At 63.3% G+C, this 9164-nt stretch carries 12 protein-coding genes; 5 read left to right on the forward strand and 7 right to left on the reverse strand.

Going from position 1 to position 9164, the window contains the following annotated elements:
• Nucleotides 1–137 precede the first annotated feature (137 nt).
• Genes ACE04F_RS10210 through cysG form a run of 4 tightly spaced genes read left to right on the forward strand, consistent with a single transcriptional unit; the run spans nucleotide 138 to nucleotide 4525 of the window.
• Nucleotides 138–1463 (forward strand): replication-associated recombination protein A, encoded by a 1326-nt coding sequence (locus ACE04F_RS10210; protein WP_486106369.1) that lies wholly within the window; start codon nucleotides 138–140, stop codon nucleotides 1461–1463.
• The gene (crcB, locus tag ACE04F_RS10215) at nucleotides 1460–1834 is read left to right on the forward strand and encodes a fluoride efflux transporter CrcB (RefSeq protein WP_207961507.1); all 375 of its coding nucleotides are present in this window, start codon (nucleotides 1460–1462) and stop codon (nucleotides 1832–1834) included. The genes ACE04F_RS10210 and crcB overlap by 4 nt, the downstream gene beginning before the upstream one ends.
• A 15-nt stretch (nucleotides 1835–1849) precedes the next feature.
• Nucleotides 1850–3130: a serine--tRNA ligase gene (gene serS, locus ACE04F_RS10220; protein ID WP_486106372.1), complete on the forward strand. Its 1281-nt coding sequence runs from the start codon at nucleotides 1850–1852 to the stop codon at nucleotides 3128–3130.
• Nucleotides 3131–4525, forward strand: coding sequence for a siroheme synthase CysG (gene cysG / locus ACE04F_RS10225; RefSeq protein ID WP_486106374.1), 1395 nt, complete (start codon nucleotides 3131–3133; stop codon nucleotides 4523–4525).
• Between the two features lie 65 nt (nucleotides 4526–4590).
• On the opposite strand, the gene ACE04F_RS10230 is transcribed toward cysG, so the two are convergent.
• The 7 genes from ACE04F_RS10230 to ACE04F_RS10260 form a co-directional block, all read right to left on the reverse strand.
• Nucleotides 4591–5595 carry a glutathione S-transferase family protein gene (locus tag ACE04F_RS10230; RefSeq protein ID WP_486106376.1) on the reverse strand — a complete coding sequence of 335 codons (1005 nt, stop codon included), beginning with the start codon at nucleotides 5593–5595 and terminating at the stop codon, nucleotides 4591–4593.
• Between the two features lie 89 nt (nucleotides 5596–5684).
• On the reverse strand, nucleotides 5685–6686 hold the full coding sequence (locus tag ACE04F_RS10235; protein ID WP_486106378.1) for a glycosyl transferase family protein: 1002 nt from the start codon (nucleotides 6684–6686) through the stop codon (nucleotides 5685–5687).
• Nucleotides 6683–7018: a TusE/DsrC/DsvC family sulfur relay protein gene (locus tag ACE04F_RS10240; protein ID WP_486106380.1), complete on the reverse strand. Its 336-nt coding sequence runs from the start codon at nucleotides 7016–7018 to the stop codon at nucleotides 6683–6685. Before ACE04F_RS10240 ends, ACE04F_RS10235 begins: the two co-directional genes overlap by 4 nt.
• Nucleotides 7015–7308: a sulfurtransferase complex subunit TusB gene (tusB, locus tag ACE04F_RS10245; RefSeq protein ID WP_486106382.1), complete on the reverse strand. Its 294-nt coding sequence runs from the start codon at nucleotides 7306–7308 to the stop codon at nucleotides 7015–7017. Before tusB ends, ACE04F_RS10240 begins: the two co-directional genes overlap by 4 nt.
• Nucleotides 7308–7670 (reverse strand): sulfurtransferase complex subunit TusC, encoded by a 363-nt coding sequence (gene tusC, locus ACE04F_RS10250; protein WP_486106384.1) that lies wholly within the window; start codon nucleotides 7668–7670, stop codon nucleotides 7308–7310. The genes tusB and tusC overlap by 1 nt, the downstream gene beginning before the upstream one ends.
• Entirely contained in the window at nucleotides 7670–8062 is a 393-nt protein-coding gene (gene tusD, locus ACE04F_RS10255) for a sulfurtransferase complex subunit TusD (protein ID WP_434603751.1), read from the reverse strand. The genes tusC and tusD overlap by 1 nt, the downstream gene beginning before the upstream one ends.
• Nucleotides 8063–8282: 220 nt before the next feature.
• Nucleotides 8283–8612 carry a DUF6388 family protein gene (locus tag ACE04F_RS10260; protein WP_486106386.1) on the reverse strand — a complete coding sequence of 110 codons (330 nt, stop codon included), beginning with the start codon at nucleotides 8610–8612 and terminating at the stop codon, nucleotides 8283–8285.
• 133 nt (nucleotides 8613–8745) lie between these two features.
• Between ACE04F_RS10260 and ACE04F_RS10265 the strand changes: the two genes are divergently transcribed.
• Nucleotides 8746–9096, forward strand: a complete 351-nt coding sequence (locus ACE04F_RS10265; protein WP_486106388.1) for a hypothetical protein — start codon at nucleotides 8746–8748, stop codon at nucleotides 9094–9096.
• Nucleotides 9097–9164 lie beyond the last annotated feature (68 nt).

The following is a 9164-nucleotide window of genomic DNA, read 5'->3' on the forward strand; positions in this document are numbered from 1 at the left end:
CGTGAAGGCGGCGGATCAGTTGACAATGACGTAGCTGACACACCGCTTCGCGAGCAGGCTCGCTCCCACAAGGGATTGTGGTGTTCAATTGTTCAACTGATCGGCAACAGGACCCAGCGGAGGTTGCATAAGCAGTGATGGACCTGTTTCGAAGCGCCCCGATTGCCCAGCCATTGGCCGCCCGCCTGCGGGCCACCAACCTGGATGAGTACGTCGGCCAGGAGCATGTGCTCGCCCGCGGCAAGCCCCTGCGCGAAGCCCTGGAGCAGGGCGCCCTGCATTCGATGATCTTCTGGGGCCCGCCGGGGGTCGGCAAGACCACCCTGGCGCGGTTGCTGGCGGAAGTCTCGGATGCGCATTTCGAAACGGTGTCGGCGGTGCTGGCCGGGGTCAAGGAGATCCGCCAGGCGGTGGAAATCGCCAAGCAGCAGGCCGGCCAGTACGGCAAGCGCACCATCCTGTTCGTCGATGAAGTGCACCGTTTCAACAAGTCACAGCAGGACGCCTTCCTGCCCTATGTCGAGGACGGTACGCTGATTTTCATCGGCGCCACCACCGAGAACCCTTCCTTCGAACTCAACAACGCCTTGTTGTCCCGCGCGCGGGTCTACGTGCTCAAGAGCCTCGACGAGGCGGCGATGCGCAAGCTAGTGCATCGCGCGCTCACCGAAGAGCGCGGCCTGGGCAAGCGCCACTTGAGCCTCAGCGACGAAGGTTTCCAGATACTGTTCAGCGCTGCCGACGGGGATGGTCGGCGCCTGCTCAACCTGCTGGAAAACGCCTCGGACCTGGCCGAAGACGACAGCGAGATCGATGTCGAGCTGCTGCAAAGCCTGCTGGGCGATACCCGGCGCCGCTTCGACAAGGGCGGCGAGGCGTTCTACGACCAGATCTCGGCGCTGCACAAATCAGTGCGCGGCTCCAACCCGGACGGCGCGCTGTACTGGTTTGCGCGGATGATCGACGGCGGTTGTGATCCGCTGTACCTCGCACGCCGTGTAGTACGCATGGCCAGCGAAGACATCGGAAATGCCGATCCGCGCGCCCTGAGCCTGTGCCTGGCGGCCTGGGACGTGCAAGAGCGCCTCGGCAGCCCGGAAGGCGAGCTCGCCGTGGCCCAGGCCATTACCTACCTGGCCTGCGCGCCGAAAAGCAACGCCGTCTACATGGGCTTCAAGGCGGCGATGCGCAGCGCCGCCGAGCACGGCTCTCTGGAAGTGCCGTTGCACCTGCGCAACGCGCCGACCAAGCTCATGAAGCAGTTGGGCTACGGCGATGAATACCGTTACGCCCATGACGAGCCTGACGCTTACGCCGCTGGCGAAGACTATTTTCCCGAGGAACTCGAACCCCAGCGGTTCTATCAGCCGGTGCCCCGTGGCCTGGAGCTGAAGATCGGCGAGAAGCTCAATCACTTGGCGCAACTGGACCGATTGAGTCCACGGCAGCGGAGAAAACCGTGATCCCCTTGATTCTCGCAGTCTCCGCCGGCGGCGTTGCCGGTACATTGTTGCGTTTCGCCACGGGCAACTGGATCAGCGCAAATTGGCCGCGGCACTTCTATACCGCGACGCTGGCCGTTAATATCGTGGGCTGTCTGCTGATCGGTGTTCTTTACGGCCTGTTTCTGATTCGCCCTGAAGTGCCCATCGAGGTGCGCGCGGGGTTGATGGTCGGCTTTCTTGGCGGCCTGACGACTTTTTCATCCTTTTCACTGGATACGGTGCGCCTGCTGGAAAGCGGGCAGGTGCCGCTGGCCCTGGGCTATGCGGCCATCAGCGTGTTCGGCGGGCTGCTCGCCACCTGGGCCGGCCTGTCCCTGACCAAACTTTGATAACGAGAGACCGACATGCTCGATTCCAAACTGTTACGTAGCAACCTTCAGGACGTAGCGGACCGCCTGGCATCCCGTGGCTTTGCCCTGGATGTCGCGCGCATCGAAGCGCTGGAAGAACAGCGCAAGACCGTCCAGACCCGCACCGAAGCCCTGCAGGCTGAACGTAACGCGCGCTCCAAGTCCATCGGTCAGGCCAAGCAGCGCGGCGAAGACATCGCGCCGCTGATGGCCGATGTCGAGCGCATGGCGAGCGAGTTGAGCGCCGGCAAGACCGAACTGGACGCGATCCAGAGCGAGCTGGATTCGATCCTGCTGGGCATCCCGAACCTGCCTCACGAATCGGTGCCGGTGGGTGAAGACGAGGACGGCAACGTCGAAGTACGTCGCTGGGGCACGCCGAAAGCCTTCGATTTTCCGGTACAGGACCACGTCGCCCTGGGCGAGAAATTCGGTTGGCTGGACTTCGAGACCGCCGCCAAGCTGTCGGGCGCGCGTTTCGCCCTGCTGCGCGGGCCGATCGCCCGTCTGCATCGCGCACTGGCGCAGTTCATGATCAACCTGCACGTCACCGAGCACGGCTACGAAGAGGCCTACACACCGTACCTGGTCCAGGCACCGGCGCTGCAAGGCACCGGTCAGTTGCCGAAGTTCGAGGAAGACCTGTTCAAGATCGCTCGCGACGGCGAAGCCGACCTGTACCTGATCCCGACGGCCGAAGTCTCGCTGACCAACGTCGTTGCCGGCGAAATCGTCGATGCCAGGCAACTGCCGATCAAGTTTGTCGCCCACACGCCGTGCTTTCGCAGTGAAGCCGGCGCGTCGGGTCGTGACACTCGCGGCATGATCCGCCAGCACCAGTTCGACAAGGTCGAGATGGTGCAGATCGTTGAGCCGTCGAAATCCATGGAAGCCCTGGAAAGCCTGACCGCCAACGCCGAGAAGGTCCTGCAATTGCTCGAGCTGCCGTATCGCACCCTGGCGCTGTGCACCGGCGACATGGGCTTCAGTGCGGTCAAGACCTACGATCTGGAAGTCTGGATCCCGAGCCAGGACAAGTACCGCGAGATTTCCTCGTGCTCCAACTGCGGTGATTTCCAGGCCCGCCGCATGCAGGCGCGTTTCCGCAACCCGGAAACCGGCAAGCCGGAACTGGTCCATACCCTCAACGGCTCTGGCCTGGCGGTGGGGCGTACGCTGGTCGCCGTGCTGGAAAACTACCAGCAGGCCGACGGTTCGATCCGGGTGCCTGAAGTGCTGAAGCCGTACATGGGCGGCATCGAGGTCATCGGCTAAATGGACTATCTGCCACTGTTCCACAACCTGCGCGGCAGCCGCGTGCTGGTGGTCGGCGGCGGCGAGATTGCCTTGCGCAAGTCTCGCCTGCTGGCGGATGCCGGTGCCCTGCTACGGGTGGTCGCACCCGACATCGAACCGCAGTTGCGGGAACTGGTCAGTGGCAGCGGCGGTGAATGCGTGCGGCGTGGCTACGTCGAGGCGGATATGGACGGCTGCGGCCTGGTCATCGCCGCCACCGATGATGAGCCGCTCAACGCCCAGGTTTCGGCCGACGCGCACAAGCGCTGCGTGCCGGTCAACGTGGTGGACGCGCCCGCGCTGTGCAGCGTGATCTTCCCGGCGATCGTCGACCGCTCGCCCTTGGTGATTGCGGTGTCCAGCGGCGGCGACGCGCCGGTGCTGGCACGGCTGATCCGCGCCAAGCTGGAAACCTGGATTCCATCGATCTACGGACAACTGGCCGGCCTGGCGGCGCGCTTTCGCAACCAGGTCAAGCAACTGTTTCCCGACGTGCAGCAGCGCCGGGCGTTCTGGGAAGAAGTGTTCCAAGGCCCGATCGCCGATCGTCAGTTGGCCGGGCAGGGCGGCGAAGCCGAGCGCTTGTTGCGGGAAAAGATCGACGGCCAGGCGCCGAACGCGCCGGGCGAAGTCTATCTGGTAGGCGCCGGGCCGGGTGATCCGGACCTGCTGACCTTCCGCGCGCTGCGCCTGATGCAGCAGGCGGACGTGGTGCTTTACGACCGTCTGGTGGCCCCGGCGATCCTCGAGCTGTGCCGGCGCGATGCCGAGCGGGTTTACGTCGGCAAGCGCCGGTCCGAGCACGCGGTGCCCCAGGACCAGATCAACCAACAATTGGTCGACCTGGCCCGGCAGGGCAAGCGTGTGGTGCGGCTGAAGGGTGGCGATCCGTTCATCTTCGGTCGTGGCGGCGAAGAAATCGAAGAACTGGCGGCCCATGGCATCCCGTTCCAGGTGGTCCCGGGCATTACGGCGGCCAGTGGTTGCGCGGCTTACGCCGGGATCCCGCTGACCCATCGCGACTACGCCCAGTCGGTGCGTTTCATCACCGGCCATCTCAAGGACGGCAGCAGCGATCTGCCCTGGGCGGACCTGGTGTCGCCAGCGCAGACGCTGGTGTTTTACATGGGCCTGGTAGGGCTGCCGGTGATTTGCAACGAATTGATCAAGCACGGTCGCGCGGCGGACACGCCGGCGGCGCTGATCCAGCAAGGCACGACTTCAAACCAGCGGGTGTTCACCGGAACCCTGGCGGACCTGCCACGGCTGGTGGCCGAGCATGAGGTGCATGCGCCGACGCTGGTGATTGTTGGGGAAGTGGTGCAGTTGCGCGAGAAGCTGGCTTGGTTTGAAGGGGCTCAGGGGCAGGTCTGAAGACCGCGCCGCGCCCTTCGCGAGCCTGCTCGCGAAGAGGCCCTCGACAACTACACCGGTCCGGATCAATCCCGGGCTCCGCGCCAGATCCCTTTCCCACTCAACCTCCGCCGATCATGCGCCACCGTGAAATCCTGCTCCGGCCCCTTGGGCACGATCCCATTGGGATTGATGGTCTTGTGGCTGCCGTAGTAATGCCGCTGGATATGCCTGAAATCCACTGTCTCGGCAATGCCCGGCCACTGATACATCTCCCGCAGCCAGTTCGACAGGTTCGGATAATCGGCGATGCGTCGCAGGTTGCATTTGAAGTGACCGAAGTACACCGCGTCGAAGCGAATCATCGTCGTGAACAAGCGTATGTCGGCCTCGGTCAGGTACTCGCCGGTCAGGTAGCGGCGGGTGTCCAGCAGGGCTTCCAGACGGTCCAGTTCGGCAAACAGCTGATCAAAGGCTTCTTCGTAAGCCGCCTGGGTGGTGGCGAAGCCGGCGCGGTAGACGCCGTTATTCACCGCCGGATAGATGCGCTCGTTCAACCCATCGATTTCGCCGCGCAGGTGCTCTGGATAGAGATCCAGGTCGTTGCCGGTCAAGCCATCGAAGGCGCTGTTGAACATGCGGATGATTTCCGCTGACTCGTTGTTGACGATGCGCTGCTGTTGTTTATCCCACAGCGCGGGCACAGTGACACGACCGGTGTAGTCCGCTGTATCGGCGGTGTAGCGCTGGTGCAGGAAGTCGAAGTGGTCGAGCTTGTCGCCCGTCGAGCCGTGGGCCTGGTCGAAGGTCCAGCCGTTTTCCAGCATCAGGTAGCTGACCACTGAAACATCGATCAGCTCTTCCAGGCCCTTGAGCTTGCGCAAGATCAGCGTGCGGTGCGCCCAGGGGCAGGCGAGGGAAACATAAAGATGATAACGACCGGCTGCGGCGGCGAAGCCGCTCTCGCCGGAAGGGCCGGCGCTGCCGTCGGCGGTTATCCAGTGGCGGCGTTGCGCCTGTTCACGCTGGAAACTGCCGTCCTTGCTTTCATACCACTGGTCCTGCCAGCGGCCCTCGACCAACAAACCCATCTCGATCTCCTCAGCCTGGTAAACGTTGGAGAAGAGTCTATGCCGATAGGTTCGAACAAAAAGCGCAAAGGTTGGGCGCTGATGATCGACTAAATCGATCTGTTCCGCGCGTCCCAATACTGCCGGGCTTTGTCGAACGCTTCTTCACGAGACAACCCCAGGCCGCGCAAGGCCAAAGCCATCGTGGCGATCAATGCCAGTTGCGGGTAGCTGTCCTCGACGTCGCCGCGCCAGACGGCTTTCAAATGCTCAGGGTCGAGGCGCTCCGGCTTGACGTGGCGCTGCTCCGACAGGCGTGGCCATTCTTCGTCCCAACTGGCGCCACCGGTGGTGCCGTACAGGTGGCTGTCGGCGTCCGGATTGATTTCGATCTCGCCGCCGTCGCCCTTGATCACGATGGCAGTGTCGCCCAGCAGCCCGCTGGCCTCGCGATGCACGGCCTGGTAGCCAGGATGGAAGATGCTTTGCAGACCGCAACGCGCGCCCAGTGGATTGAGGATCCGCGCCAGGGAATGGATCGGCGAGCGCAGGCCGAGGGTGTTGCGCAGGTCGATCATCCGTTGCATTTGCGGCGCCCAGTCCACCAGCGGCATGAAGGCCAGGCCGCCGGTGTCCAGCGCCGTGCCGACCTGTTGCCAGTCGCGGCACAGGGGGATATCCAGCAAACCAAGCAACTGTTCGGTGTAGAGCCGACCCGCCGTGTGGGCGCCGCCGCCGTGCATGAAGATCCGCACGCCGTTCTGTCCCAGGCATTTGGCCGCCAGCAGGTACCACGGCAGGTGGCGCTTCTTCCCGGCGTAGGTCGGCCAGTCGAGGTCCACCGCCAGTTGCGGAACCACCAGGCGTTGACGCAGGGCGTCGGTGAAGCCGGCCATTTCCTCGGCGCTTTCCTCCTTGTGCCGCAACAGCATCAGGAAGGCGCCCAACTGGGTCTCTTCGACCTGCTCATCAAGCACCATGCCCATGGCCTCGCGGGCTTCTTCACGGGTGAGGTTGCGGGCGCCGCGCTTGCCTTTGCCAAGGATGCGCACGAATTGGGCGAATGGATGTTCGGCCGGGGTCTCGAGGGTCAGCGAAGGAAAGTCGGTCATAAGCAATTCGTCGGTTTGGGCAGGCCCGCCAGCTTGGCGGCGAGTTTGGCGGGAGTGCCTTTGAACAATCGGTTCAGGTGCAGGCTGTTGCCCTTGTCCGCGCCGAGTTTCAGCGCGGTGTACTTGATCAGCGGCCGAGTGGCGGGGGACAGCTGGAATTCATCATAAAAGGCCCGCAGCAGTTCGAGGATTTCCCAGTGCTCGGGGCTCAGCTCGATGTCTTCAGCAGCGGCCAGGGCTGTGGCCACTTCCGTTGACCAGTCATTGAGATCGGCCAGGTAGCCGTCCTTGTCCAGCGCGATGCTGCGCGCGCCCACGGTCAGCACGTTCATAGCCAGGAGTTGACCTTGTCATGCTCGATTGAAAGCTCGACGAAGGCTGGGTAATCGATGGCTTCGGCCCAGTCCGGAGTGTGCAGGGCACGGCCCTGGGCGTCTTCGGCAAGGACGAACACCTTGCGCCCGGCGGCCTGGAGTGCAGCGAACGGTTCGGTGCCAGGTTGCAGCGCGTAAGTCGCGTCGCCGCACAGCACCAGCGCATCCTGGCTCCCCAGTATCCGCAGGCAACTGGCGAGGCGGTTATCACCGAACGGCGAATGGGACAACACATGCAAAGTCGACATCAGAGGGTGATCACCTGGTCGTAACGGTCAATGAGCGCGGCGATGTCCGCTGCGCCCAGCACTTTCAAAGCGTCCAGTGCCAGGGCATCGGTGGCGATGCCACGCTCGGCGGCGCTGTCGGCGCAGACAAACAGCTCGTCGACGCCGAACATCGGCAATGCCTGCAAATTGGCGCTCAGGTCTTTTTGCTGGAGGGCCTTGGCGTTTTGCCTGGCGCTGAGCTGGAACACGCCGTCATCGAGAAACAGCAGGCCGATGGGCAGGTCGAACGCACCGCCGGCCAGCACGATGTCCAATGCTTCCCGGGCTCCGGGACCGGACCACGGGGACTGACGGCTGATGAGCAATAACGACTTGGCCATCATGCGCCTCCAAAACAGATCAAGCGGTCGGCGTCCTGGATCGCATCGTGCAGCTGACCCAGTCCGGAAAGGGCCCAGGGCGCTTCGACGCTGATTGCCGAACGCTGGTAACGCTGGGCCTCTTCAGCGTTGAGCACGCCACGGCGCAACGCCGCCGCGATGCAGACGACGCCGTCGAGCTGATGGTCGCTGACGAAGGTTCGCCATTGCCGCGGCAGATCCTGCTCATCCTGGGGCGTGACGATGCTGTTATCGGCGTTGTAGACGCCGTCCTGGTAGAAAAACAGCCGCACGATCTCATGCCCACCGGCCAGCGCGGCTTGCGCAAACAGCAAGGCGCGGCGCGAGGAGGGCGCGTGGGCGGCGGAAAACAGCGCGATGGCGAACTTCATGACAGACCCGATCCGTAAAACTGCGGCCATGATAAAGCTTTATCGGCGGTGGGGCGATTCTCGGAAACGGCGTGAGCTTTCGTGGCGAGGGAGCTTGCTCCCGCTGGGCTGCGAAGCGGCCCCTGGATCGTACAACTCGGTGTCTCAGGTGAGTTGAGTCGCCTTTTTGGGCCTGCTACGCAGGCCAGCGGGAGCAAGCTCCCTCGCCACGGGGTTCACTTCAGTCCGTGAGACCATGTAACTGGCAGTACTCAGCCCATTCCATTCCCGCCATTTCCGCGACTTCCCTGTGCACTTCCATGCGCTGGGCCTGGTAGTCCTCGGCGGAGGCCGCCGTCAGCGACAGCGTCAGCTCCCAGGCAAACAGACCCAGGCGCTCGGCCTCGGCTTCGAACGCTTCATGCAAGCGCTCGGCGCGATACTGCGCAGCGGTTTCGCCCTTGGCCTGGGCCAGCAGGGGGTTGAGGTTGTCCAGCTCGACACGCAACTGCGGGCGTTCGTCGAGAAAGATCTCCAGGGCTCGTTCGTGCTGCTGTCCGGTTGCCGCCATGGTTGCTCCTTGAGTCAATGTCCCGACAGGTTGCGTGAATCGATAGCCATTGTCGCGGGCAAATTTCAGTAAAGCCGCACGAAGGCGCTGGTCGCAGTGCTAAAGTCGGTTTTTTTCTCGATGAGTGAATGCAATGCGAATGCTGATGGTGGCCGTGGCCGCAACCCTGTTGGCCGGCTGCGCGGGTTCGGCGATGGAACAGGCCCGGACCCAAGCCCCCTACAAGACCCTGGCCTCGGACAAACCAGAGCAGAATGTCGCCCAATGCGTGAAGTTCGCCTGGGAAGACGAAGCGGTGTTCGGCGTCGATGCCGGAGCCTACCTGCAACCCGGCAAACGGGGTGGCTCGACGGTGTACACCCGCTCGGCCGAATCGTTTGTCGATATACAAGCCAGTGCCACCGGCACGGCGTTGAACTACTACGCCAGACAGGACGATTTTGTCGCCAAGCGCCGGTTGGCGGCGTTGGCGACTTGCCTCTGAACACCTGATCCTGGTGTGGGAGCGAGCCTGCTCGCGAACGCCGTTTATCTTCTTGCATAGCATTTGAC

The organism is Pseudomonas sp. AGC41, assembly GCF_057334555.1.